The sequence below is a fragment of the Enterobacter sp. BIGb0383 genome, assembly GCF_003751845.1.
Lineage (GTDB): Bacteria > Pseudomonadota > Gammaproteobacteria > Enterobacterales > Enterobacteriaceae > BIGb0383.
In genome coordinates, this window is sequence record NZ_RJKQ01000002.1 from 1083623 (window position 1) to 1109677 (window position 26055).

The 26055-nt window shown below is 57.8% G+C and carries 25 protein-coding genes; 9 read left to right on the plus strand and 16 right to left on the minus strand.

What is annotated here, in order from left to right:
* Positions 1-192: 192 nt before the first annotated feature.
* Together EDF81_RS13420 and EDF81_RS13425 are read left to right on the plus strand one after the other, a co-directional pair.
* A complete protein-coding gene (locus EDF81_RS13420) occupies positions 193-1803 on the plus strand; it encodes an OFA family MFS transporter (protein WP_123348618.1) in 1611 nt (536 codons plus the stop codon).
* Between the two features lie 11 nt (positions 1804-1814).
* Positions 1815-2012 carry a hypothetical protein gene (locus EDF81_RS13425; protein ID WP_123348619.1) on the plus strand — a complete coding sequence of 66 codons (198 nt, stop codon included), beginning with the start codon at positions 1815-1817 and terminating at the stop codon, positions 2010-2012.
* A 39-nt stretch (positions 2013-2051) separates the two neighbouring features.
* Here EDF81_RS13425 and creD read toward each other — a convergent pair whose 3' ends face one another.
* The 4 genes from creD to creA are packed head-to-tail and all read right to left on the minus strand — an operon-like array spanning position 2052 to position 6061.
* Positions 2052-3404, minus strand: coding sequence for a cell envelope integrity protein CreD (gene creD / locus EDF81_RS13430; protein WP_123348620.1), 1353 nt, complete (start codon positions 3402-3404; stop codon positions 2052-2054).
* A 57-nt stretch (positions 3405-3461) separates the two neighbouring features.
* Positions 3462-4886, minus strand: a complete 1425-nt coding sequence (gene creC / locus EDF81_RS13435) for a two-component system sensor histidine kinase CreC (protein WP_123348621.1) — start codon at positions 4884-4886, stop codon at positions 3462-3464.
* Complete coding sequence (gene creB / locus EDF81_RS13440; RefSeq protein ID WP_123348622.1) at positions 4886-5575, minus strand: two-component system response regulator CreB; 690 nt, start codon at positions 5573-5575, stop codon at positions 4886-4888. The genes creC and creB overlap by 1 nt, the downstream gene beginning before the upstream one ends.
* Positions 5576-5587: 12 nt before the next feature.
* Entirely contained in the window at positions 5588-6061 is a 474-nt protein-coding gene (gene creA, locus EDF81_RS13445) for a protein CreA (protein ID WP_123348623.1), read from the minus strand.
* Between the two features lie 211 nt (positions 6062-6272).
* Between creA and robA the strand changes: the two genes are divergently transcribed.
* On the plus strand, positions 6273-7148 hold the full coding sequence (robA, locus tag EDF81_RS13450) for an MDR efflux pump AcrAB transcriptional activator RobA (RefSeq protein WP_123348624.1): 876 nt from the start codon (positions 6273-6275) through the stop codon (positions 7146-7148).
* Here the strand turns inward: robA and gpmB are convergent.
* The gene (gpmB, locus tag EDF81_RS13455) at positions 7145-7792 is read right to left on the minus strand and encodes a 2,3-diphosphoglycerate-dependent phosphoglycerate mutase GpmB (protein WP_123348625.1); all 648 of its coding nucleotides are present in this window, start codon (positions 7790-7792) and stop codon (positions 7145-7147) included. The genes robA and gpmB overlap by 4 nt on opposite strands.
* Positions 7793-7890: 98 nt before the next feature.
* Between gpmB and yjjX the strand changes: the two genes are divergently transcribed.
* Positions 7891-8406 (plus strand): inosine/xanthosine triphosphatase, encoded by a 516-nt coding sequence (gene yjjX / locus EDF81_RS13460; RefSeq protein WP_123348626.1) that lies wholly within the window; start codon positions 7891-7893, stop codon positions 8404-8406.
* Here the strand turns inward: yjjX and trpR are convergent.
* The gene (trpR, locus tag EDF81_RS13465; RefSeq protein ID WP_123348627.1) at positions 8397-8726 is read right to left on the minus strand and encodes a trp operon repressor; all 330 of its coding nucleotides are present in this window, start codon (positions 8724-8726) and stop codon (positions 8397-8399) included. The genes yjjX and trpR overlap by 10 nt on opposite strands.
* Before the next feature lie 88 nt (positions 8727-8814).
* Positions 8815-10749 (minus strand): murein transglycosylase, encoded by a 1935-nt coding sequence (gene sltY, locus EDF81_RS13470; protein WP_123348628.1) that lies wholly within the window; start codon positions 10747-10749, stop codon positions 8815-8817.
* A gap of 220 nt (positions 10750-10969) precedes the next feature.
* Here sltY and ettA point away from each other — a divergent pair, with 220 nt between their 5' ends.
* The 3 genes from ettA to EDF81_RS13485 all read left to right on the plus strand — a co-directional run bounded on the left by ettA (position 10970) and on the right by EDF81_RS13485 (position 13351).
* Positions 10970-12637 carry an energy-dependent translational throttle protein EttA gene (gene ettA, locus EDF81_RS13475; protein ID WP_123348629.1) on the plus strand — a complete coding sequence of 556 codons (1668 nt, stop codon included), beginning with the start codon at positions 10970-10972 and terminating at the stop codon, positions 12635-12637.
* A 140-nt stretch (positions 12638-12777) separates the two neighbouring features.
* Entirely contained in the window at positions 12778-13032 is a 255-nt protein-coding gene (locus tag EDF81_RS13480; protein ID WP_123348630.1) for an addiction module antitoxin, read from the plus strand.
* A gap of 4 nt (positions 13033-13036) precedes the next feature.
* Positions 13037-13351 carry a type II toxin-antitoxin system RelE/ParE family toxin gene (locus EDF81_RS13485; RefSeq protein WP_123348631.1) on the plus strand — a complete coding sequence of 105 codons (315 nt, stop codon included), beginning with the start codon at positions 13037-13039 and terminating at the stop codon, positions 13349-13351.
* A 6-nt stretch (positions 13352-13357) separates the two neighbouring features.
* Here EDF81_RS13485 and nadR read toward each other — a convergent pair whose 3' ends face one another.
* The 3 genes from nadR to serB are packed head-to-tail and all read right to left on the minus strand — an operon-like array spanning position 13358 to position 16999.
* Positions 13358-14590, minus strand: coding sequence for a multifunctional transcriptional regulator/nicotinamide-nucleotide adenylyltransferase/ribosylnicotinamide kinase NadR (nadR, locus tag EDF81_RS13490; protein ID WP_123348632.1), 1233 nt, complete (start codon positions 14588-14590; stop codon positions 13358-13360).
* A 45-nt stretch (positions 14591-14635) separates the two neighbouring features.
* A complete protein-coding gene (gene radA / locus EDF81_RS13495; RefSeq protein ID WP_123348633.1) occupies positions 14636-16018 on the minus strand; it encodes a DNA repair protein RadA in 1383 nt (460 codons plus the stop codon).
* A 9-nt stretch (positions 16019-16027) separates the two neighbouring features.
* On the minus strand, positions 16028-16999 hold the full coding sequence (serB, locus tag EDF81_RS13500; RefSeq protein WP_123348634.1) for a phosphoserine phosphatase: 972 nt from the start codon (positions 16997-16999) through the stop codon (positions 16028-16030).
* A gap of 104 nt (positions 17000-17103) precedes the next feature.
* Here serB and EDF81_RS13510 point away from each other — a divergent pair, with 104 nt between their 5' ends.
* Both EDF81_RS13510 and lplA read left to right on the plus strand, forming a co-directional pair.
* Positions 17104-17751 carry a YtjB family periplasmic protein gene (locus EDF81_RS13510; protein ID WP_123348636.1) on the plus strand — a complete coding sequence of 216 codons (648 nt, stop codon included), beginning with the start codon at positions 17104-17106 and terminating at the stop codon, positions 17749-17751.
* A gap of 27 nt (positions 17752-17778) precedes the next feature.
* Positions 17779-18795: a lipoate--protein ligase LplA gene (gene lplA / locus EDF81_RS13515; protein ID WP_123348637.1), complete on the plus strand. Its 1017-nt coding sequence runs from the start codon at positions 17779-17781 to the stop codon at positions 18793-18795.
* Between the two features lie 45 nt (positions 18796-18840).
* Here the strand turns inward: lplA and EDF81_RS13520 are convergent, their stop codons facing one another.
* From EDF81_RS13520 to EDF81_RS13545, 6 genes are all read right to left on the minus strand, one after another.
* Complete coding sequence (locus tag EDF81_RS13520) at positions 18841-20061, minus strand: lysozyme inhibitor LprI family protein (RefSeq protein WP_123348638.1); 1221 nt, start codon at positions 20059-20061, stop codon at positions 18841-18843.
* 157 nt (positions 20062-20218) lie between these two features.
* Positions 20219-20938 carry a purine-nucleoside phosphorylase gene (deoD, locus tag EDF81_RS13525; RefSeq protein WP_123348639.1) on the minus strand — a complete coding sequence of 240 codons (720 nt, stop codon included), beginning with the start codon at positions 20936-20938 and terminating at the stop codon, positions 20219-20221.
* Positions 20939-21001: 63 nt separating this feature from the next.
* Positions 21002-22225 carry a phosphopentomutase gene (deoB, locus tag EDF81_RS13530; protein ID WP_123348640.1) on the minus strand — a complete coding sequence of 408 codons (1224 nt, stop codon included), beginning with the start codon at positions 22223-22225 and terminating at the stop codon, positions 21002-21004.
* A gap of 70 nt (positions 22226-22295) precedes the next feature.
* A complete protein-coding gene (gene deoA, locus EDF81_RS13535) occupies positions 22296-23618 on the minus strand; it encodes a thymidine phosphorylase (RefSeq protein WP_123348641.1) in 1323 nt (440 codons plus the stop codon).
* A 56-nt stretch (positions 23619-23674) separates the two neighbouring features.
* Positions 23675-24454 carry a deoxyribose-phosphate aldolase gene (gene deoC, locus EDF81_RS13540; RefSeq protein ID WP_123348642.1) on the minus strand — a complete coding sequence of 260 codons (780 nt, stop codon included), beginning with the start codon at positions 24452-24454 and terminating at the stop codon, positions 23675-23677.
* A 301-nt stretch (positions 24455-24755) separates the two neighbouring features.
* The gene (locus EDF81_RS13545) at positions 24756-26030 is read right to left on the minus strand and encodes a NupC/NupG family nucleoside CNT transporter (protein WP_123348643.1); all 1275 of its coding nucleotides are present in this window, start codon (positions 26028-26030) and stop codon (positions 24756-24758) included.
* Between the last annotated feature and the right edge of the window lie 25 nt (positions 26031-26055).

The window sequence follows — 26055 nt, forward strand, 5'->3', positions numbered from 1 at the left end:
CTGATTCACAAAGCAATCTGCCGTTTCACCCCCTCTGAATTACCCCATCCTGCTTACGCGATTCGTCTCGCATAACCTCTTTTTCGTCCACGCTTAAAGCCCGTACCGTGCCGCATTTTTCCCCCTGCCCGCTGCGCTCTGGCATGTCCCTTGCTACCAGACACATCTCACTATCCTGGCAGGAGACTCGCCATGCAGCACGTACACCCAGGCTTCTTTGATAAAAAACGGATTATCGCCAGACCCGGTTTTAACCGCTGGCTGGTTCCCCCGGCCGCGCTGGCTATTCACCTTTGTATTGGGATGGCTTACGGTTTCTCTGTGTTCTGGCTTCCTATGTCACAGCTGATTGGCAGGCCCTGTACCATAGAGAGTTCCGTCTGGCATCAGCTCACAGCCACGAACTGCGACTGGCGTATCTCTCTGCTGGGCTGGACCTATACGCTGTTCTTTATTTTTCTCGGCTGCTCGGCGGCTTTATGGGGACAGTGGCTGGAAAAAGCCGGTCCGCGCAAGGTCGGGATGGTCGCAACGGCATGCTGGTGCGGAGGCCTGCTGCTGGCTGCGCTTGCCGTGTATCAGCATCAGCTCTGGCTGCTGTGGCTGGGCGCGGGCATGATTGGCGGAATCGGGCTCGGGCTGGGCTATATCTCACCGGTCTCCACGCTACTACGCTGGTTTCCCGATAAGCGCGGAATGGCGGCGGGGATGGCGATTATGGGGTTTGGCGGCGGCGCAATGATTGGCGCGCCTTTCGCCAATAAGCTGATGACCTTCTGGGCGGCCGACGGCGGTCAGGGCGTATGGCAAACCTTCCTCACGCTGGCGATAATCTACTTTGTGTTTATGCTCGGAGGAACGCTGAGCTACCGTATTCCGCCGATTGGCTGGCGCCCCCTTGGCTGGCAGCCTTCACAAAAAGCCGGAGCCGGTACGGAACGTCTCGCTGTCCACGTCAGCGTCGCCTGTAAAACCCGCCAGTTCTGGTTGCTGTGGCTGGTACTGTGCCTGAATGTCTCGGCCGGTATCGGCATACTGGGCATGGCTTCCCCCATGCTGCAGGAGATTTTCGCGGGGAAACTGCTGGGCAATACGCTCAGCTGGCATCAGCTGAATGCCGCGCAGCTCACCCAGATTGCGGCAATTGCCGCTGGCTTTACCGGGCTGCTCAGCCTGTTCAACATTGGCGGCCGCTTCTTCTGGGCTTCCCTGTCGGACTTTCTCGGGAGGAAGCTCACCTTTGCGGTGTTCTTTACCCTCGGTGCCGCGCTGTATCTCGCCACGACCTTTGCCAGCAGCGAGAGTAGCCTGTTCCTGTTTGTGCTGATTTTTTGCGTCATTATCTCCATGTACGGCGGCGGCTTTGCCACGATCCCGGCCTATCTTGCCGATCTCTTCGGCACGCAGATGGTTGGAGCCATCCATGGTCGGCTCCTCACCGCCTGGTCCGCGGCCGGGATCCTTGGCCCCGTCCTGGTGAATTATCTGCGCGAATACCAGCTGGCGCTGGGGATCGCCCCGGCCCGCATCTATGACACGACGTTATACGTGCTGGCGATACTGCTGTGCACTGGCTTTATCTGCAATCTGCTGGTCAGGCCGGTTCCGGCAAAATATGCCATGACCGAAGCGCAGCTACAGGAAGCCACCTCCGTGTATACACCCGATCCGAGCCTGCCGCTGGAATGGCAGGCGAACCGGAGCAGCTATCCCTGGGCCGTTATCGCCTGGCTTATCGTCGGGCTACCGCTGCTGTGGGGCATTACCGTCACCCTCCGCCAAAGCGCCCGTTTTTTCCTTTGAACGAGCCAGTCATGCGCAGATTCACGCGGGTACTGCTGCTGACTCTGGCCATTGGCTGGAGCAGCCTGCGCCTGACGTACTGGTTTATGGGAAACTTTGCCAACAGCCCCGATGATCCACTTATCTATCTTATCCTGAAGCTGGTCATTTTCTGTGGTTCACTGGCGGCAGCACTCTATATTACGCGCCATCGCCACCTCCAGAGCTAGTCATTCAGGCACAGTCCGGGCCTGAATGACGCGCCAGGTTTACTTCCAGACCCGCAGCGGTTCATCGTCCCCGGAGGGTTTATCCGCAGCCACTTTTGGTCGGGACAGAGAGTACCAGTCAAAGTTTCGCGTCAGGAACATCACCGCAAACAGCGCTATCAACAGTACGCCCGTGCCCAGCAGTAGCGCGCTGTCTTCCGAGCGCAGCAGGAACCACATCACGCCATCCAGCCCCAGCAGTGCGCCGGTAAACAGCAGGCTATTGCGCCAGCCCTTCAGTACCGCCTGCAGATAGGTGCCGTTCATTAATGCCCCGACCAGGCTTGCCGCGATCCAGGCGGGCGTAAAACCGATATGCTCAGAAAGCGCCAGCAGAACCAGATAGAACAGTACCAGCGACAGGCCGACCAGCAGATACTGCATCGGGTGAAGCTGCAACGCCGTTAAGGTTTCGAAAATAAAGAAGGCCATAAAGGTAAGTACAATCAGCAGGATAGCGTATTTAAGCGCACGATCCGTCAGCTGGTATTGATCGGCCGGCGTCGCGACCGAAACGCTGAATGCCTTCAGGTTGTACCAGGGCACTCTGCCGGTGTCACTGAACTGGCTACCCAGATCGTTGGCAAACCAGCTACTTTTCCACTGCGCCTGGAAGCCCGTATCGCTAATCTTGCGCGTTACCGGCAGGAAGCTACCGACAAAGCCAGGATGCGGCCAGTTACTCTGCAGAGAGAGTTCGCTATTGCGGCCCAGCGGCACCACCGAGAAACTTCCCGTCCCGCTTAACTGCAGAGAGAGGTCAACGTTAAGCTTGCCCTGCTGTAGTACCCCCTCCGACAGTGGAATATGCAATCCCTGCAGATCCCCGGATACCGCTGAACCCGGTTCGACCGTCAGCGCATCCCCTTTATCAATCGAGGCGGTGACGGTCCCAATACCGCGTGCGTCGCTGACGCCCACCACGATGTAGGGCTTACCGAGGATGATATTTTCGCCCTGGAGTGACTCCAGCTTGCTGCTGTCGAACTGGGCTTTTAAACCGATATCGTTATGCCAGATCTGCCCTTCATAAATGCCGATTTTGCGCGATTCAACGTTCTGATTGCCGTCCACCATCAGCGACTCGGGCAGCCAGAAGTGAATAAAGCTGCGCTTATGCTCAACTTCTTTGCCTTCTTCAATACGGGTATAGATCTCCGTTGCCGGAATGGCGATAAGCGGACCAACCAGCTTTTGTGGCCCGCTGGTACTCTGGCGCAGGGCATCCTCAACGTCAGAACGGTAACCTTCACGCCCGTTCACCAGCATGCTGACCAGGGTTAACGGAATAAGCAGCAGCACAATACATCCAATCAGGGTGCTGGCCTTCCAGAACAGGGGGGATTTCATCATAGCCTTCTCCTTTGTGATGGGCACAGAGTAGCGAGGCTATGTGGGGTCAGTTTGAAGTTATGTGAAGGGACGGTGAAGTGTCAGTATCGCTTCCGTACCGCCCTGCTCGCGGTTACGTAAATGGATGTCCCCCTGATGCAGACGCGCCACTTCCTGGACGAAGGCCAGCCCCAGACCGCTGCTTTTCAGGCCGTTATCACGGGGCAGCGAATAAAAGCGCTCGAAGATGCGCGCCAGCGCAAAGTCGGGAATACCGCTGCCGGAATCCACCACGCGCAGGGTCACCGTACCCTGATGGGCCTCGGCGCTCAGCGCAATCTCCCCGCCCGGCGGCGTAAAGTCGATGGCGTTATCCAGCAGGTTACCCAGCGCCTGATGCAGCAGCCCGGCATCGCCGTCAACGCTGAGCCGGGCATCGTCACAGTCCAGCGCGATCTGTCGGGCATTCAGCATCACGCTGCGCTCTTCCCGCAGGCGCTCAAACAGCGCGGCCAGCGGCACCGGCGTATGGGCGATCTCAACCCGGTTCTCCAGCCGCGCCTGCGCCAGCAGTTTCTCCACCAGCGCCTGCATCCGCGCATTTTGCACCAGAATATTGTCCGTAAACCGGGCGATCACCGGCGGCGGCGGCCCTTCACGCAGAATTTCCGCCGCGCCGCGTATCGCCGCCAGCGGGCTTTTCAGCTCGTGCGTCAGGTCGTGGACATACTGCTCAATGTAGTTTTTGCCCTCCAGCCGCAGGCGCATGCTTTCCAGCGCCTGCGCCAGCTTGCGCAGCTCACTGCTGCCCGGATCGGGTAACGGCAGCGGTTTGTCGGTGGTGACGGAATCGGCATAGCGGGAAAGGGTGCCGATGGAGCGGTTGATCCACCATACCATCGCAAACCCGGTCAGGAGCGCAATCCCCAGCAGCGCCGCACCGGCCCACAAAATACGCCGTTCGCTGCGTTTGATCACCGGCGCCATCGCCAGGTTAGGCTTACCGACGCTGAGCACGCCGATAATCCGCCCGCCGTCGTTAATCGGCGCGGCAACGTACATGACCGTACTGGCCGGATCGTTCGGATCGGCCAGGCTACTGCGCGCGCCGTACTCGCCTCTGAGAGTCAGCCAGACATCATTCCAGCGAGAATAGTCCTGCCCCAGCGCCCTGCCCGCCGAATCGAACACCACTCTTCCCTGCCCGTCCGTCATATAGACATGATATTCGTTGCGGACTTTATGAATGCCGCCGATATCGGCGCGAAAAGGCCGCTTATTCAGTTCGGCAAACGCCCGGGCCAGCCGCCCGTTCTGCGCCTGCCCCGAGAGCAGATCGTCACGCGCCACGGCGGCAAGCAGCGTGGCGGTATCAATCAGTGTGCCTTCGGTTGCCCGCCGGACGCCGGGTTTGATCTCCTGAACGAAAATCGACAGCACAAACCAGGCCGCCACGGCGACGATCAGGAAATAGCCCAGCAGGAGGCGCATGCCAATCCGCATTAGCGGCTCTCCAGGCTGTATCCCATCCCGCGATGGGTGCCAATCGGGGAGATGTCGGGATTAATGGCCCGCAGCTTGGCGCGCAGGGTTTTGATATGGGTATCGACGGTCCGGTCGAAACTGTCCTGATCGTCCCCCCACACCTTGTCCATCAGCTGCTGACGCGAGAAGACGCGCCCGGGCGACAGGAGCAGGGTTTTCAGCAGTAAAAATTCATAGCGGGTCAGGAGCAACGGCTGGCCGCACCACTGAATAGCGGCGGCGGGTTCGTTGAGTTCGAAATGCCCCACCCGCACCACCGGCGGTGGGGCAGAGAATTTTTGCAGCCGACGGAGGATCGTGCGCACTCTGGCGCAGACCTCGCGGGGAGAAAAGGGTTTAGCCACATAGTCGTCAGCCCCTATCTCCAGTCCGAGGAGCTTATCCACCTCATCGCTGCGCGCCGTCAGGAACAGCACCGGCAGGCCGGGGTGGCGCGCCAGCAATTGCCGACAAAGCTCAAAACCGCTGATATCCGGCAGTCCCACATCGAGGATCGCCAGGTCAGGCTGCTGATGGCGCACGGCCTCCAGCACCGGCAGCCCGCGGCCAAAGGTATTCACCGTAAAGCCTTCCTGCTGCAGCATGTAGACCAGCGTCTCGGCAATACTGACCTCATCTTCCACCAGCCATATCAGCGGTTGTTGCATCTCTCTTCCCTGTTATTCACGCCACGGCATAATCGGCACCGCGCTCAGCGCGTTCTTTGGCGATCCTTCGACCACTTTATCGGAGTAGGCCAGATAGGCCAGCGCGTTGCGGCGGGCGTCGTAGAAACGAACCACCTGCAGCTTTTTAAACACCAGCGACGTGCGTTTCTGGAACACGACCTGCCCCTGCGCCTTGCCATTTTTGATTTTGTCTGTCAGTTCGACCGGCCCCACCTGCTGGCACGAAATGGCCGCATCGGAGGTGTCCTCTGCCAGTCCCAGACCGCCCTTGATACCGCCGGTTTTTGCGCGGCTGATATAGCAGGTCACATTTTTAACATCGGGATCGTCGAACGCCTCAACGACGATTTTATGATCCGGGCCAAACATTTTGAATACGGTGTCAACAGAGCCAATTTCTTCGGCCCAGGCGGACTGACCGGCGACCGCCAGCAACAATCCCATCACTAAACTCTTGTATTTCATATTGTTACCATTTTTAAAAATTCAGCAGCGTAATTAATCATCGTTTCAGGATAAAATTCTTTAAGATCACAGTATTACATAAATGATGCTAAAGAATATGACAGAAACATGCGGATACGCGGCCAGGGGAGCGAATGCGCAGACATTAAAAAATGCTATTATCCACATCACCTGATGTCAGGTACTCGCGGTTAAAGGATGAGGATATTATATGGATCAGGCTGGGATTATTCGCGATCTCCTTGCATGGCTGGAAGGAAATCTGGATCAGCCACTCTCTCTGGATAATGTGGCGGCAAAAGCCGGCTATTCCAAGTGGCACCTGCAGCGTATGTTTAAAGACGTGACCGGAGAGGCTATTGGCGCCTATATTCGCGCCCGTCGCCTGGGTAAATCCGCCGTTGCGCTGCGCCTTACCGCCCGCCCGATCCTGGATATCGCGCTGCAGTATCGCTTTGATTCGCAGCAGACCTTTACCCGCGCCTTTAAAAAGCAGTTCGCCCAGACGCCGGCGTTCTACCGCCGTTCGCCGGAGTGGAACGCGTACGGCATGCACCCGCCGCTGCGTCTGGACAACGCGCCGCTGCCGAAGCATGCCTTCATCACGCTGCCCGCCACGCCGCTTGTCGGCGTCACCCAGAGCTATACCTGCTCGCTGGAAGAGATTTCCGACTTCCGTACTCAGATGCGTATCCAGTTCTGGCGGCAGTTCCTCGGCACCACGCCGAGCATACCGCCGGTACTTTATGGGCTCAACGCAACGCGCCCAAGCCTGGAAAAGGATGACGAACAGGAGGTGCTCTATACCACGGCCGTGGCAGCGGAAACGGCTAACGGGCACCTGCTGAACGCGCAGCCGGTGACACTCGAAGGCGGCGAGTACGTGATCTTCACCTATGAAGGACTGGCTTCAGGGCTGCAGGAGTTTATCCTGATGCTGTACGGCACCTGCATGCCGACGCTGAATTTGATCCGCCGCAGCGGCCCCGATATCGAGCGCTTCTACGTCAAAAATACGTCACGTGACCTGGACCAGGAGCCGCCAACCCATATTCGTGGCGAATACCTGATCCCGATACGTCGTTAACGCTGCAGCTCATCCAGTGCAGGGGCGTCAAGATGCGACACATCCCCTGCGGTTTCCACCACCCAGCCTGACGCCAGCCACGGGCTCTGCTGATAGTCCACGCGGGAAATCGAGCAGTTGCGCAGGCGTAAGCGGCGTTCCGCAAAGGCGGGCAGACCCAGAATGGTACTCACCAGACAGCCCAGCGCCATGCCGTGGCTCACCAGCAGCGGGCGACTCCCTTTTGGCAGCTCCAGACAGGCTGTCAGCGCGGCGTGCATACGCTCGCTCATCTCCTGCATGGACTCACCGTCGGGAATGCGACCGTCCGCCGTGCCGTTAACCAGCTGACGACGCCAGTTCTCTTCTTCTTCGGTCAGGGATTCGATATGGCGCTTTTCCAGCACCCCCATGTCCAGCTCGCGCAGGCGAGGATCGAAGGTCACGCCGCAGCCACAGGCGTCGGCGATGATCTCAGCCGTGCGGCGGGTGCGACCTAAGTCGCTGGAGATAATATGGGTGATGCCCAGCGTTTTCGCGCGCTCACCCACCTGCCAGGCCTGCTGTTCGCCTTTTTCTGTTAGCGGACTGTCGGACTGGCCCTGAATACGTCGCTCGGCGTTCCACTGCGTCTCACCGTGGCGAACCAGGTATACCTGTAACATATTTTTTATCCGTTATACTGCGATGACAATTTCTTATAGGAGGAAGCTGTGTCGCCCTACGGCCAGGTAGCCGTTACGCAACGCAGACTGTATAGATTATGCACCATGTTGTCTCAGCTACCACTAATCCCGCCAAAATTAAGGCAATTCTGCAGGCATTCAACGAGATTTTCGGGGAAGGATCCTGCCATATCGAGTCCGTCTCCGTCGAGAGCGGCGTCTCGGAACAGCCTTTCGGCAGCGAAGAAACGCGGGCTGGCGCACGAAATCGCGCGGTCAATGCCCGCAAGGCGCAGCCAGAAGCCGATTTCTGGGTCGCCATTGAAGCCGGGATCGACGAAGGCAGTACCTTTAGCTGGGTGGTGATCGAGAGTGCGGAACAGCGCGGAGAAGCCCGCTCGGCAACGTTGCCGCTGCCGGAGGTCATTCTTGAAAAAGTGTATGCCGGTGAAGCGTTAGGCCCGGTGATGGCGCAGTTCAGCGGCATCGACGAGCCAGGACGCAAAGAGGGCGCCATCGGTATCTTTACCGCCGGTAAACTGACCCGAAGCAGCGTTTACCAGCAGGCGGTGATGCTGGCTCTCAGCCCCTTCCACAACGAGGTTTATCGCTGAGAAGAGAGCAGCACCTGTTCCAGCCAGTGGCGCAGCTCAACCGGCGCCGCTTTCAGGCTGTTCGAACCACGGGTGATGGTGGCGATACCGGCACCCAGCTCGCCTTTCAGCTCCCGCTGGCTCATCTCGCCGCGCAGCAGCTCTTCAATAATACGTACCCGGGTACCCAGCGCTTCCCGCTCGTCCGGCGTCATCATCAGATTTAACAGAGGCAGATGCAGGTCCTGGGCGTAAGCCTCCTGCAGCAGCGACACAAAGCGTAGCCACTCCTGGTGACGCTGTTCGGCAACTTCGGCTGAATAGGGGGATGGTGAGGTCATGGTCAGGCCCTGTGTTGGGGCGGATGACGCAAGTGTCACCCGCCGCTGTACTCTTTAGCGAGTACAATAATAACACAGCCCACAGAAATCAGTAACGCTGTTGCCACTCCTTGTCCGTCAGCAGCACCGGTTTCTGCCCCATAAAGTAGCGATAGTAGGCATCGTAGGCGAGGACGTTCTTCACGTAGTTACGGGTTTCCGAGAAAGGAATACTTTCCACAAAGGCCACCGCATCAATCTGCCCGCCGCTGATATTGCGCCAGCTACGCACCCTGCCCGGCCCGGCATTATAGGCCGCCGAGGCGAAGATACGGTTCTCGTCAAACTGCTGGTAGACGTACTGCAGATAGCTGGTGCCGATATTGATATTCATCTCCGGCTCCAGCAGCTGGGCCTGAGAACGGTAGCCGTCGAGGGAGAACATCTTCACCGTATGGGTTGCCGTGGCAGGCATCACCTGCATCAGACCGCTGGCCCCTACCGGCGAGCGCACCTGCGGGTTCCAGGCGCTTTCCTGGCGCGAAATCGCCATCGCGTAGCTTGGGGCAATGGCTTTATCCCGGGTATAGCGGGTAAACAGCTCCTGATACGCCAGCGGGAATCGCTCTTCCAGATGATCCCAGAGCTTACCGGAGATCGTCGCCTGGACGCTCAAATCCCACCAGTGCTGGTCGAAGGCATAGCGCGCCAGCTGGGCCTGCTCCTGCTGGCTCTTGCTGGTGACCAGATTGGCCCACTCGCTGCGAGCGGTGTTATCCAGATTCCAGTACATCAGCTCGCGGATACGCGCCATTTCCGCGCCCTGCACCAGCGTATTGCTGATGCCCGGCGTGGCTTTGTCGACCTTCAGCGTGTAGGGCTCATTCAGCCGCTGAGCGGCGACCATCGGGTAGAAGCCGCGCTGCTGCATCAGGCCACGCAGGAGGGTTTTCGCCTCTTCATCACGGCCGCGCTCCAGCAGCAGATCGGCCTGCCAGTAGCGCCATTCATCTTTCTCTTTGGCCTCCATCGGCAGGCGTGAAAGCCAGGTATTCAGACCGCGGCGATCGCCGCTGGACAGGGCCATACGCACCCGACGCTCCAGCAGTGAGATAGAGCCAGTCCGCATCGTAGCGTCATCACGCCAGCGCGCCTGCTCGGCGGTGGCATCGTTGCCCATCAGCCGCCACGCCACCGTATCGCGCAGGGCCTGGATTTGCGCATCATTAAGCTTCTGGGCCTGCGCCAGAGTCGGGATCATCAGACGGGCGTTATCCACATCCTGACGGGCCACGCTGGTAAAGGCTTCCGCCGCCATCTGGCGGGTAAAGTCGGTCGCCCCGGTGGCGCGGGCGAAGTCGAGCACGCTGCCCGGCTTATCAGCCAGGGAGATAATCGCGCTGGAGATGGTTTGATAATCATCCGGCATCTGTCCGGCCAGCACCTTCACCAGCCCGGTATTTCCGGCCTGCATCGCCAGACGAATACGTTCAAGATACGCCAGAGGATCCTGCTGGCCGGATGCACGCCAGGCACCAAACAGTTTATCGCAGGCGTTCGGCTGGCTCTTACCGGTCAGCCAGAGCGTTTTCGCCCCGTCCCAGGCGTCCTGGGTCTGGCCGGTATTCCATTTGGCATAGTAGAAATTACACTGGGCCTCGGTAGCCGCAGGTTTGTCCGGGCTAAAGGCCAGCAAGCCACGCCAGTCTTCGCGCCTTGCCAGTTCGTTGACAAAGCGCGACTGCAGCGTACGGGCTGGCGGCAACGTCGGGTTAGCGCGGATAAAGTTGCTCACCGTTACGGCAGGAAGGTTCTGCAGATCGTCGGTAATCTGGCGGTATTCCAGGTACGGGTACAGCGGGTAATCTTTCAGTCCGGGCAGCATCTGCTGCACCACGTCCATCTGTCGTTTGTCCCAGGCCTGCTTGATCTGTGCATAGCGACTGCGCTGCTCGTCCAGGGAGTCAGCCCGTGCGGCGCTGACGGACAGCAGGCATGCTCCAGCGGCCAGCAAAATCCTGCTTACTCGTTTGGCTTTTTCCACCCGCTCTACCTCTTGTCGGTTTACCTCAATGCAGCCTCGTGCCACACGCTGGTTTTATGCTAACCAGACATCCCGTTTGATGCCATGTCCGGAACAAATTTTTACTTTTCTTTCCACGTTTCACGCTGTGGTATCTGGTGGCTGGGATTGCAGGACGAAAACAGCTACACTTCGGGGTTGAATACCCTTCTCATCATGATAAAAAAGAGGCGAAGTCCACGTGGCTCAATTCGTTTATACCATGCATCGTGTCGGCAAAGTGGTTCCGCCGAAACGTCATATTCTGAAAAATATCTCGCTGAGTTTCTTCCCGGGAGCAAAAATTGGCGTCCTGGGCCTCAACGGTGCCGGTAAGTCCACCCTGCTGCGCATTATGGCCGGTATCGATACCGACATCGAAGGTGAAGCACGCCCACAGCCAGGCCTGAAAATCGGCTATCTGCCGCAGGAGCCGCAGCTCAACCTGGAGCACACCGTCCGCGAATCCGTGGAAGAGGCCGTTTCCGAAGTGGTTAACGCGCTGAAAGGCCTGGATGAAGTGTACGCGAAGTACGCCGAGCCGGATGCCGACTTCGATAAGCTCGCCGCCCAGCAGGGTAAGTTTGAAGAGATTATTCAGGCGCATGACGGTCATAACCTGAACGTTCAGCTGGAGCGCGCCGCCGATGCGCTGCGTCTGCCGGACTGGGATGCGAAAATCGCTAACCTCTCCGGGGGTGAACGTCGCCGCGTCGCGCTGTGCCGTCTGCTGCTGGAAAAGCCGGACATGCTGCTGCTCGACGAACCCACCAACCACCTGGATGCCGAGTCCGTCGCCTGGCTGGAACGCTTCCTGCACGACTTCGAAGGGACCGTTGTGGCGATTACCCACGACCGTTACTTCCTCGACAACGTGGCTGGCTGGATCCTCGAACTGGACCGCGGCGAAGGTATCCCGTGGGAAGGCAACTACTCCTCCTGGCTGGAGCAGAAAGATCAGCGTCTGGCGCAGGAAGCTTCTCAGGAAGCCGCCCGTCGCAAATCCATTGAGAAAGAGCTGGAGTGGGTGCGTCAGGGTGCCAAAGGCCGTCAGTCTAAAGGTAAGGCGCGTCTGGCCCGCTTTGAAGAGCTGAACAACACCGAATACCAGAAGCGTAACGAAACCAACGAACTCTTTATTCCACCAGGCGCACGTCTCGGCGATAAAGTGGTTGAAGTCAGCAACCTGCGTAAATCCTACGGCGATCGCCTGCTGATTGACGATCTGAGCTTCTCCGTACCGAAAGGCGCTATCGTCGGTATTATCGGTCCGAACGGCGCGGGTAAATCAACCCTGTTCCGTATGATGTCCGGCCAGGAGCAGGCTGACAGCGGCAGCATCGAACTGGGTGAAACCGTGAAGCTGGCCTCCGTTGACCAGTTCCGTGACGCGATGGATAACAGCAAAACCGTGTGGGAAGAAGTCTCCGGCGGGCTGGATATTATGCGCGTGGGCAACACCGAAATGCCGAGCCGTGCCTACGTTGGCCGCTTTAACTTTAAAGGCGTCGACCAGGGCAAACGCGTTGGCGAACTCTCCGGCGGTGAGCGCGGTCGTCTGCACCTGGCGAAGCTGCTGCAGGTTGGCGGCAACATGCTGCTGCTCGATGAACCGACCAACGACCTGGATATCGAAACCCTGCGCGCGCTGGAAAACGCCCTGCTGGAGTTCCCGGGCTGCGCAATGGTTATCTCGCACGACCGTTGGTTCCTCGACCGTATCGCCACCCACATTCTGGACTACCAGGATGAAGGTAAAGTGGAGTTCTTCGAAGGTAACTTCACCGAATACGAAGAGTATAAGAAACGCACCCTCGGTGCCGATGCGCTGGAGCCGAAGCGTATCAAATACAAGCGTATTGCGAAGTAACGCTGCAAAATCTGCATAGTAAAGGCCGGAAATTTATTTCCGGCCTTTTGTTTTTGATGCGACCAGCAATACTTTTTGCGTTGCAGGATGTATTATTATTTGGTTATATCTAATACATCATGACAGTAATGGAGCCTTTTATGTCACGAATCACCACCATGACCGTCCGGCTTAAAGGGCCGTTAAGCGACTTCGTGGCCGACAAAATTGGCGAAAACGGTGCTTATGACAACGTCAGTGAATACATCCGCGATTTGATTCGGCGGGATAAAGAACGCACGGAAGCAGAAACCTTTGAACGACTAAAAACTGAGTTAAGCCGTGCTTTCGCCGAACCAGAATCCTCGTATATCACCCTGACGGCAGCCGATATTATCGCACGCAACAAGGGGTAAATTTATGCGCGGTATCCGCATACAGGAAGCGGCTTCGGAACGTCTGGACGACATCTATCGCTACACACGATATAACTGGGGAACGGAACAGGCCAATCGCTATGTAACCGGCCTGTTTGAAGCATTTTCCAGAATCGATACGCCTGCCCTTATTTCTCGCCCGGTACCCGATGCATTCGGAGTAGATGGCTTCTCCTTCCACTACCAGCAACATGCCGTTTACTGGAGAAAGCTCTCCAATGGCGATATTGGTATTGTGACCCTGCTACACAAACGCATGCACCAGATTGAACGCCTGCGCGAAGATTTTGGGCTGTAGCAAGATTTACCCCTGCTCTCCCATCATCCCCTTCACCAGCTCCACGCAGCGCAGGAAACGTCCGTCGTAATCTGACTCTTCCACGTGGACAAAGTCGATATTATTCGCCTTGAGCATATCGGCCAGCATGGTCTGGAACTCTTTGCGGTCCACCGAACTGCCGAGGCTGCGTAGCCCGTCGGCAACCCAGGGGGTGTTGTTTTCCAGCAGGATCACCAGGTCAAAACGGTATTCGTCGATCAGCGCCTGCACAAAGGGGTGCTCGCGGCCTTCGTACTTTTTACAGAAGGCCTGGGTGGTGACAAAGTCGGTATCGACAAAGGCGACCTTATTAGCGTATTTGACGGCAAAATCGATGTACTGAGCCTGTCCGAGCGCGATTTTGTCGTAGTCGGAGTACTGCAGCGCGATCTCATCCCCGCCAAGATGCGAGAAGACGTAATCCCGGCCGTACTCCCAGGCGCTGGTGGTATTGAAAATATTCGCCAGCTTGTTCACCAGGGTGGATTTGCCGCTGGACTCGCCGCCAAGGATCGCCACGGTACGCACAAAGAAGGGTTTTACTTCGGTCGGGATGTACTCCCAGTAGCGGAACGGGTTTTCACGGATCTGCGCCCCGCTGATATTCATAAAGGTGCGCTTCGGATCGATCAGCACCGTTTCGATGCCTAAATGCTTCAGATACTGCGGCGCATCGCCCTCTTCCGAGGTGTAGATCAGATCCGGGTAGATCCCCTTCTCTTCCATAAAGCCTTTGATGCCCCGGCTCCAGACATCCCAGCCGTGCGGATAAGGCTCCATGCCCTCTTCGTTAAAGGCGTGAATGCGGATGTTTTTCTGATACTTAAAGGTCTGCAGCAGCCAGCGCAGGCGGTCGCTGACCGTCGGCTGCTGGGACATGGCGCTCTCTTCAAACAGCGCCCGGTCACGCGTCTCGTCGTAACCGAGAATAATATGCAGCTCGTCGACCTGGCTACAGGCGCGCTGAAGCAGGTAGATATGGCCGGTATGGAGCGGATAAAACTTGCCGAACACCACGCCGACGGTTTTCTGCTGGCGCGGGAACGGCAGGCCGAGAAAACGGTGCAGCGCCTCCAGCTTCTGGGCGCTGGGGCTTTTGATTTTGGCGTTCAGTAACTGGCTGAGATAGCCCTTGGTCATGCCGCATTCAGCGGCAACCTGCTGTAGCGTGCAGCCGCTCTGACGAATGGCGGTTTTAAGATAGTCAAATGACGACACAGGTTCCCTCCGGTAAAGCCAGTAACATTCATGCGATGAGTATGATTATAAGTCGTCAAACACGCTAAGTGCATCAGAGAGTTTCTTCACGCCAAAAATCTGCATGCCTTCCGGCACCTTTTTCGGCACGTTGGCCGCCGGAACGATAGCCCGGCGGAAGCCGTGTTTCGCGGCTTCAGAGATACGCTCCTGGCCGCTCGGCACCGGACGGATTTCACCGGCCAGACCGACTTCGCCGAAGACCACCAGATCCTGGGGCAGCGGACGATCGCGCAGGCTGGAGACCATCGCCAGCAACAGCGCCAGGTCAGCACTGGTTTCGGTGACTTTCACCCCGCCAACGACGTTAACAAAGACGTCCTGATCGGCCATCTGCAGCCCGCCGTGACGGTGCAGCACCGCCAACAGGATCGCCAGACGGTTTTGTTCCAGGCCCACCGCAACCCGGCGCGGGTTGCCCATCATCGACTGATCGACCAGGGCCTGGATCTCCACCAGCAGCGGACGTGTGCCTTCCCAGACCACCATCACCGAGCTACCGGAGGTGACTTCATCCCCACGACTGAGGAAGATGGCCGACGGGTTGCTGATTTCACGCAGCCCCTGTTCGGTCATGGCAAACACCCCCAGCTCGTTGACCGCACCGAAGCGGTTTTTATGGCTGCGTAAGGTGCGAAAGCGAGAGTCGGCATCGCCGTCCAGCAGTACGGAGCAGTCAATACAGTGCTCCAGCACCTTGGGGCCGGCCAGGGAGCCGTCTTTGGTAACGTGGCCAACCATCACAATCGCCACGCCGCGCGTTTTGGCAAAGCGGGTCAGATAAGCGGCCGTTTCACGCACCTGGGCGACGCTGCCCGGCGAGGATTGAATATCCGCCATATGCATCACCTGGATGGAGTCGATCACCATCAGCTTCGGCTGCTCTTCTTCAGCAATCATGCAGATTTGTTCGATGCTGGTTTCCGAAAGCATATTCAGATTAGCGGTCGGCAGGCCCAGGCGGTGGGCGCGCATCGCCACCTGCTGGAGCGACTCTTCTCCGGTAACGTACAGGGTTTTCATCTGCTCGGCGAGCTTGCACAGGGTTTGCAGCAGCAGGGTCGATTTACCGGCACCGGGGTTACCGCCGATCAGAATGGCGCTGCCCGGCACCACGCCGCCGCCCAGCACTCGATCAAACTCTTTAAACCCGGTAGAGAAGCGCGGCAGCTCGTCGAGGCTGATATCCGCCAGCTTCTGCACTCTGGCCACGCCGCCGCTACCGGCATAGCCGCTAAGACGTTCATTGCGGGCAACCGTCGGCGACGCCGCGACGCGCACTTCGGTGATGGTGTTCCAGGCATGGCAGGCGCTGCACTGCCCCTGCCAGCGCGGATAGTCCGCACCACACTCGTTACAGACAAATGCGCGTTTTGGAGCTTTCGCCACGTTAACCTCTTATTTTTTATTCAGACTGCCGGACAGGATACAGAATACCCCCATCAGATCCGCATGGCGGATAGTGACTTCCGACTTTTCATTCACCTTCGGCTTGGCGTGGAAGGCGATCCCCAGACCCGCCGCCTTGATCATCGGTAGATCGTTAGCGCCGTCGCCGATCGCCACGGTCTGCACGTGAGGGATCTCATACTTCTCTGCCAGCTTTTTCAGGGTGTTCGCTTTATATTGCGCATCGACGATATCGCCGATCACTTCCCCGGTCAGCTTGCCGTCCATAATCTCCAGCTGGTTGGCTACCGCAGCGGTCAGGTGCAGCTTGTCGCGCAGGTAGTCGGCAAAGAAGGTAAACCCGCCGGAGGCGATGGCCACTTTCCAGCCCAGAGATTCCAGCTTCAGCACCAGCTGGGTCAGCCCCGGCATCAGCGGCAGCTTTTCGCGCACCTTCTGGAGGATATTGGCATCCGCCCCTTTCAGGGTTCCTACACGCTGGCGCAGGCTGGCGGTAAAGTCCAGCTCGCCGCGCATTGCCCGCTCGGTGACTTCCGCCACCATCTCGCCGGTACCCGCCAGTTTGGCAATTTCATCAATGCACTCGATCTGGATCGCGGTAGAGTCCATATCCATCACCAGCAGACCCGGGCTGCGCAGGTGCGGGATTTTACCCAGCGGTACGACGTCCAGCCCCGCATCGTGGGCCAGGCGCGTTGCACGCGGCGTCAGCGACCCGGCCAGGCGGAGCACCTGATAGTCGTCCACGTCCCAGGCGGAAACAATCACCATCGCCGCACCCAGCTTGCGCTGATACTGCGTCAGTCGCGCCTTATCAAGCTGGCGCCCGTACAGCAGCCAGCCGCTGCGGCCCGCGTGGTAATCCAGCGGCATCACCTCGTCGCCACTTAAAGAGAGCGGTAACCCTGGCCACTGAGACACATCATCAGGCAGGTCGCACCAGGTCAGACTGTTAGGCATTGAAGCTCCTGTAGGGGAATATGCAGGGTAAAAACTCCGCATGAGGCTACCCTGTAAGCGCCGCTTCTGGCAACATTAAGCTGCAAATTTTCAACAGGTGGAATATGGCCCGAGCAAAACTGAAATTCCGGCTGCATCGCGCCGTCATTGTCTTGATCTGTCTCGCCTTGCTGGTCGCCCTGATGCAGGGTGCCTCCTGGTTCAGCCAGAACCATCAGCGACAGCGTAATCCGCAGATGGAAGAGCTGGCGCGTACCCTTGCCCGCCAGGTGACGCTAAACCTCGCCCCGCTGATGCGGACCGAGTCGCCCGATGCAAACCGTATCAACGCTATCCTGACCCAGCTGACCGAAGAGAGCCGTATTCTCGACGCGGGCGTCTATGACGAGCAGGGCAGCCGGATTGCCAGCGCCGGTGAAAGCGTCGACGTGCGCGACCGTCTGGCCCTCGACGGCAAAAAAGCGGGCGGCTACTTTAACCAGCAGATCGTTGAACCTATCGACGGCAAAAACGGGCCGCTGGGCTACCTGCGCCTGACGCTGGATACCCATACCCTGGCCACCGAGGCCAAACAGGTGGATAACACCACCAATATTTTACGCCTGATGATTCTGCTATCGCTGGCTATCGGCGTGGTACTGACCCGCACTCTGCTGCAGGGGAAACGTACCCGCTGGCAGCAGTCCCCCTTCCTGCTGACCGCCAATAAGGCCGTGCCGGAAGAGGAAGAGAATGAGAAGAAAGTTGAGTGATCCCCTATAAAAGAAAGGACATCTGCTATGTCGACGTTACGTCTGCTGCTCTCTGATTCATACGATCCCTGGTTTAACCTGGCGGTGGAGGAGTGCATTTTCCGCCAGATGCCCGCCACCCAGCGCGTGCTGTTCCTGTGGCGTAATGCCGATACGGTGGTGATTGGCCGCGCACAGAACCCGTGGAAAGAGTGTAATACCCGGCGGATGGAAGAGGACAACGTGCGTCTGGCCCGCCGCAGCAGCGGAGGCGGCGCGGTGTTCCACGACCTCGGCAATACCTGTTTTACCTTTATGGCCGGTAAGCCGGAGTACGATAAAAGCGTCTCGACCGGGATTGTGCTCAATGCCCTGACCGCGCTGGGCGCGACAGCGGAAGCTTCAGGACGCAACGATCTGGTGGTTAAGACCCCGGAAGGCGACCGTAAAGTCTCCGGCTCGGCCTATCGTGAAACACGGGATCGCGGATTCCACCACGGGACGCTGCTGCTCAATGCCGATCTCAGCCGTCTGGCGAACTACCTCAACCCGGACCAGAAAAAGCTGCAGGCCAAAGGGATCACCTCGGTGCGCGGTCGCGTGGCGAACCTGGTGGATCTGCTGCCCGGTATCAGCCATGAAGCGATCTGCGAGGCGATTACCGAAGCCTTCTTTAGCCACTTTGGCGAGCGTGTGACGGCGGAGGTGATCTCCCCGGATAAGACGCCGGATCTGCCGGGGTTTGCGGAAACCTTCGCTCGCCAGAGCAGTTGGGAGTGGAACTTCGGCCAGGCACCGGCCTTTAGTCATCTGCTGGATGAGCGCTTTACCTGGGGCGGCGTGGAGCTGCACTTTGACGTAGAGCACGGCCATATCACGCGTACTCAGGTCTTTACCGATAGCCTGAATCCCGCGCCGTTAGAAGCGCTGGCGGCACGCTTACAGGGCTGCCTGTACCGTGCGGATGCGCTGGCACAGGAGTGTGATGCGCTACTGGGTGATTTCCCGGAACAGGAAACGGAACTGCGCGAACTCTCGGCGTGGATTGCCGCTGCCGTACGCTAATCCAGGCATAGCCCTTTGCTGCCAGCAAAGGGCTATAAACAAGACTTACTTCACTTCAGACGTGGCAATATAGAGGCTGCCGTGCTCGTCGGTATCCGTCGCCACCACCATCTCGCGTCCACGGTATTTCAGATAGTACGGATACTTAATGCTTTCGACCGGAATAATACGCTCGGTGGTTTTGCTGGTGATATCCGTACGCCAGACGCAGGCCATACCGCCTTCGTTATCGAAGTAGAAGGTTTCCCCTTCTCCCCAGACAAAATTGCGCATATAGGAGAAGTCTTTCTCTATCCGGTCGTTCGCCTTCTGACTAAACACGTTTACGCCGGAATCCGGGCGGTTCGCTTCAAACAGGTAGACCCCATCGCGTTCATCCGTGGACATAAAATTCCCGGAGGCGACGCGCCATTTTTCCGACGGTGACTGAGAGTAGCTGTGACACGGCACGTCGGAACAAAAGCCTTGCCAGGTCCCACGTTCATAGCGAGGTAACGGCCCGGCGACCGATGTCTCTTCCTCCGAGTCCACTACTGCACCGTCTGCCACAACGTCCATCGCAACGCGCAGGGTCGATGTCGCTGAATTATAAAGATAGAAGTGCATTTTCCCGGGAGTATCCTGCCCGTCGGGATCGGCATAGGCACTGTACTCGGATGAGATCATTCGGATATGGCGGGCGTGCCCCTGATCGTTAACCTCAATCAACTGGTTATTGCCTTCGTTCATCTCCACCACGAGGTAGATGAAGAGGTTATCATCGGCAACGGCATGGCCCACCACATAATAGCCGCTGATATCCTCCTTGCGTTTTTCGGCTGCAAACGCCAGCGCGTACTCACTCGTCAGGGGCTTAATCAGCCAGGGGTTATCACGCAGTTGGTAGCCGCCTTCCGACACCAGTCCCTGCGCCATCGGCGGATCGATCTTATCGGCACTGAAGTATTTACTCAGCGGTGAGAAAGCGGTGAGCGAGGAGAGCTGAGAGATGCGTCGCTGATAAGCCTGCTTGATACAGTTCACGTCCGCATTGCAGTCCTTACGCTGTTTGAGCCAGTCCAGCTGCTGCGCCTTTAATAAGCCGCGGGAGAGCGAGTTGCCGTATGCCGCGCTCCACTGCCGGTTCAGCACGTTATCCGCACCGGAAAGATACTCATCGCCGCAGATGGCTTTCTCCGTTGCCGAGAGCTTGTCTGACGCGCAGTCAAAAGACGCGGCCTGACAGAAAGGGCTGAGCAAAATCAGAGCGCCTAACCAAAATTTCATTGCCGTAAATTCCTTTTATGTACAGATAGTTAAAAAAATGTAGTCAGATTTTACGAGAATAACGCAGTGGGAGGGAAAAGGCAGCCAGGAGAATTTGCAGCTTGACGAAAACCAGAGAGACGGAGGGAAAACAGGGGCGCCGAAACGCCCCGGAAAATTACGCTTTATCGCCCAGCAGGACGGATTCCAGCGCGATTTTAATCATATCGTTGAAGGTGGTCTGACGCTCGGCAGCGGTGGTCTGCTCGTGGGTACGGATATGGTCAGATACGGTGCAGATGGTCAGGGCTTTCGCACCGAACTCTGCCGCCACGCCGTAGATACCGGCTGCTTCCATTTCCACGCCCAGGATGCCGTACTTTTCCATCACGTCGAACATCTGCGGGTCCGGCGTGTAGAACAGGTCGGCAGAGAAGATGTTACCCACGCGGGCATCAACGCCCAGCGCTTTAGCCGCGTCAACCGCGTTGCGCACCATGTCAAAGTCGGCAATCGCCGCAAAGTCATGATCTTTAAAGCGCATACGGTTCACTTTGGAATCGGTGCAGGCACCCATCCCGATAACCACGTCGCGCAGCTTAACGTCTGCACGCACCGCACCGCAGGAGCCGACGCGGATGATTTTCTTGACGCCGAAATCGGTGATCAGCTCTTTCGCATAGATGGAGCAGGACGGGATACCCATACCGTGGCCCATTACGGAAATTTTGCGGCCTTTATAGGTACCGGTATAGCCCAGCATGCCGCGTACGTTGTTCACTTCACGGGCATCTTCCAGGAAGGTTTCTGCGATGTGTTTAGCGCGCAGCGGGTCGCCCGGCATCAGCACAACGTCAGCGAAATCGCCCATCTCAGCGTTAATATGTGGGGTAGCCATACATTTTCCTTAATTTGAGTTTACGCCAGGCGGCAGGGCCAGCCTGGCGTATTTAACAGACGATTAGAACAGGGCTTTGCCGTATTCCATATCCGAGGTACCGAAGTATTTCGCCACGGTCTGACCAATATCCGCGAAGGTGTCGCGATGGCCCAGCGAGCCAGGCTTCACTTTCGGGCCGTATACCAGCACCGGAATGTGTTCACGGGTATGGTCGGTCCCGGTCCAGGTCGGATCGCAGCCGTGGTCGGCGGTGAGGATCAGGATATCATCTTCCCCAATCAGTTCCATCAGCTCCGGCAGACGACGGTCGAAGAGCTCCAGCCCACCGGCATAGCCTGCAACGTCACGACGGTGGCCCCAGGCGGAGTCGAAATCGACGAAGTTGGTGAAGACGATTGTTTTATCGCCCGCCACTTTCATCTCTTTGATGGTCGCATCGAACAGCGCATCCAGCCCGGTGGCCTTCACTTTTTTGGTGATCCCGCAGTTAGCGTAGATATCGGCAATTTTACCGACCGATACCACCTGCCCGTCTTTTTCATCGACCAGCTTCTGCAGCACGGTCGCTGCCGGCGGCTCAACGGCCAGATCGTGACGGTTACCGGTACGCTCGAAGCTACCGGCTTTGTCGCCGATAAACGGACGCGCGATAACGCGGCCAATGTTGTAGCCGCCTTCCGTCAGCTCTTCACGAGCGATTTCGCACAGCTCATACAGCTTGTCGAGGCCGTAGGTCTCTTCATGGCAGGCAATCTGGAATACCGAGTCGGCAGAGGTATAGAAAATCGGCTTGCCGGTTTTCATATGCTCTTCGCCCAGTTGATCGAGGATGACCGTACCCGACGAGTGGCAGTTGCCGAGGTAGCCCGGCAGCCCGGCACGCGCTACCAGCTTGTCCAGCAGCTCCTGCGGGAAGCTGTTTTCCTTGTCGGAAAAGTAGCCCCAGTCGAACAGAACCGGCACACCGGCAATTTCCCAGTGGCCTGACGGCGTATCTTTACCGGAAGAGAGCTCATGCGCCCAGGCGTACGCGCCGATAACTTCCGCATTGCCGTCCATGCCCGCCGCAACGGAACCCGTCGCGCCTTCGTGGGCTTTTACCAGACCCAGACGGGTCAGGTTAGGCAGATTAAGTGGACCTTTACGGCCGGTGTCCGCCTCGCCTTTGGCACAGGCTGCTGCGATATGGCCGAGGGTGTCTGAGCCGACATCGCCAAAGCGATCCGCATCCTCAGTCGCACCGATGCCGAAGGAGTCCAGCACCATAATAAATGCACGTTTCATATTTTCTCCGTACGTTATGCGCTGCTAACGCCGCATGGCGTTATGAAAAAGCGATCAGATCAGTATACCGCTATTGGGTGATTCGGCGATAGACCGTCGGTGTGACTTCGGGCGCAGTGTCGTCAATTTTGATTGCCGCTTTCACCGCCTGAGCCGCTTCCTGCCAGCTGGATTCATCTTTCGCATGGATCACCGCCAGCGGACGCTGTCCGTCAACGCTGTCACCCAGACGGGCCATATCGGTAAAGCCGACGCTATAGTCGATAGCATCAGAGGCCTGACGACGTCCGCCGCCCATCGATACCACGGCCATACCCAGCGCACGGGTATCCATCGCCGAGACAAAGCCTTCGGATTCCGCATACACCGCTTTGCTCAGGGTGGCGGTCGGCAGGTATTTCGCGTAGTTTTCGACAAAGTCGTTCGGGCCTTTTTGCGCCGCAACCATCCGGCCAAAGATCTCCGCCGCTTTGCCGTTGTCCAGCACCGCCTGCAGTTTCGTCCGCGCGTCGGCATCATCTTTCGCCAGACGACCGGAGATCAGCATCTCCACGCAGAGCGCCATGGTCACGTCAAACAGGCGCGGGTTACGGTATTCGCCGGTCAGGAACTGCACCGCTTCGCGGACTTCAACCGCGTTACCGGCGCTGGAGGCCAGGACCTGGTTCATATCGGTCAGCAGCGCGGTAGTGCGCACGCCTGCACCGTTGGAGACACCCACGATAGCCTCGGCCAGCGCCGCAGAAAGTTCAAAGCTCGGCATAAAGGCGCCGCTGCCCACTTTCACGTCCATGACCAGCGCATCCAGCCCTTCCGCCAGTTTTTTGGCGAGGATCGAGGCGGTGATCAGCGGAATGGAGTCCACGGTCGCGGTAATATCGCGGGTGGCGTAGAAACGTTTATCCGCCGGAGCCAGCGAGCTGGTCTGGCCGATAATCGCCACGCCAACATCCTGAATAATCTCGCGGAAACGGCTATCGTCCGGGAAGATATCAAAGCCCGGAATGGCTTCGAGTTTATCCAGCGTGCCGCCGGTATGGCCCAGGCCACGCCCGGAAATCATCGGGATATAACCGCCGCAGGCCGCGACCATCGGCCCCAGCATCAGCGATGTCACATCGCCCACGCCGCCGGTGGAGTGTTTATCCACAATCGGGCCGTTGAGATTGAGGCTTTTCCAGTCCAGTACGGTCCCGGAATCACGCATCGCCATGGTCAGCGAGACGCGCTCGGGCATGCTCATATCATGGAAGAAAATGGTCATCGCCAGGGCGGCAATTTGCCCTTCGGAGATGGTGTTATCGCGGATGCCGTTGATAAAGAAACGAATCTCTTCGTCACTCAGCTGATGACCATCACGTTTTTTACGAATAATTTCTTGCGCGAGAAACAAGGTTACCCCCTGCGTAATCGGATTGAATGCGGCGGTTACCCGCCGCTAAAAAGGAATCAGTAGGCGCTGGCGCTTTTGCCATCGCCGTGGCCCAGCGCTTTCAGCAGGCTAGCCAGCAGACTGGACGCGCCAAAGCGGTAGTGGCGGGAATCGGCCCAGTCGGCACCGAACAGCTCGTCGGCAATCGCCAGGAACTGCTGTGCGTCTTCCGCGCTGCGCACGCCACCGGCCGGTTTGAAGCCCACGGTTTTGGACACGCCCATGTCGCGGATCACTTCCAGCATAATGCGCGCACTTTCCGGGGTCGCGTTAACCGGCACTTTACCGGTGGAGGTCTTGATAAAGTCCGCGCCGGCTTTGATAGAGATTTCAGACGCTTTACGAATCAGCGCTTCTTCTTTCAGCTCGCCGGTTTCGATAATCACTTTCAGCAGTACGTTAGCTGCCGCACAGGCGTCTTTACAGGCTTTCACCAGCTCGAAGCCAACCTGCTCATTACCGGCGATCAGGGCGCGGTACGGGAACACCACGTCCACTTCATCCGCGCCGTAGGCGATCGCCGCACGGGTTTCGGCCAGCGCAATCTCGATATCGTCGTTACCGTGCGGGAAGTTGGTCACCGTCGCGATACGGATATCCGGCGTGCCCTGCGCGTTCAGGGTTTTACGCGCAATCGGGATAAAACGCGGGTAGATACAAACAGCGGCGGTGTTACCCACCGGGGTTTTCGCCTGATGGCACAGGGCGATGACTTTTTCATTGGTGTCGTCATCGTTCAGGGTGGTCAGGTCCATCAGCTGCAGCGCGCGCTGGCTGCTTGCGGTTAAATCGGTCATCGTCTTTCTCCAGTAAGCTAAATGCGACGTAATGTGACTATTGTAACACTGCGTCGTGGTTACACTTCGACTCCCATCACATTTAATGAAACAGCAATATAAGTTCATTCAATTGCAATGTGATGCAGATCGGAATTTATTGCCCGGAGCGGGGATAACAAACACAAAGCGCGTCCGGTACGGAATGTTAGAATTCTAACATACAGTACAACAAACAAACGACCCATAAATGGGGACGACAATGGAGAAAGTATAGAAGGGAGCGAAGTGAACGGGGAGCCGGAAGGCTCCCCGTGAGAGGTTACAGGGCGAGGAATAACCCGGCGATGGTCGCGCTCATCAGGTTAGAGAGCGTCCCGGCCGCCACGGCTTTCAGGCCCAGCTGGGCGATATCCTGACGACGATTCGGGGCCATACCGCCCAGGCCGCCGATCAGAATCGCAATCGAAGAGAAGTTAGCAAAACCACAAAGCGCGAAGGAGATAATCGCTTTCGTGTTATCGGACAGCACCTGCAGGCCCGCTGCGGCGACAACCGCATCTTCCTTCAGATATTCCCCGAAGTTCATATAGGCAACGAACTCGTTGATAATCAGCTTCTGGCCGATAAACGAACCGGCAATGGTCGCTTCGTTCCACGGAATACCAATAACCCACGCCAGCGGGGAGAAGACCCAGCCGAGGATCAGCTCCAGGGAGAGCTGCGGATAATCAAACCAGCCGCCAATCCCGGACAGGATGCCGTTCAGCATCGCGATCAGGGCGATAAACGCCAGCAGCATCGCACCGACGTTCAGCGCCAGCTGCATCCCGGATGCCGCGCCAGACGCCGCCGCATCCAACACGTTGGCCGGACGATCAATATCATCCGGTACTTCGAGATCCGGGGAATCACTCGGGGTTTCGGTTTCCGGAATAATAATTTTAGCGAACAGCAGGCCGCCAGGTGCCGCCATAAAGGACGCCGCAATCAGGTATTCCAGCGGCACGCCCATCTGGGCATAGCCCGCCAGTACGGAACCGGCCACCGACGCCAGGCCACCACACATCACGGCAAACAGCTCGGAGCGGGTCATGGTGGCGATATAGGGGCGAACCACCAGCGGCGCTTCCGTCTGACCGACAAAAATATTCGCCGTCGCTGACAGAGACTCGGTACGGGAGGTTTTCAGCAGCTTACGCAGGCCGCCGCCGAGCACGCGGATCACCAGCTGCATAATACCGAGGTAATAGAGCACGGCAATCAGTGAGGAGAAGAAAACGATAACCGGCAGAACTCTCAGCGCGAAGACAAAACCGCCGCCGCCGAAGACTTCGAACATCTTGTCCGAAACCAGGCCGCCGAACAGGAAGCCAATGCCTTCATTACCGTAGGCAATAACGTTGGCCACGCCTGCGGAAATGGCCATCAGCAGCTGGCGTCCGGCAGGAACGTAGAGGATCAGCGCCCCGATGCCAAGCTGGATAAGCCACGCGCCGAGCACGGTGCGCAGATTAATGGCTTTTCGGTTACTGGATAAAAGCAAAGCGATCGCAAGCAGGACCACCATGCCCACAAGCCCCATAACAATTTGCATACAGATTCCCTGTGTACTGGAAGGT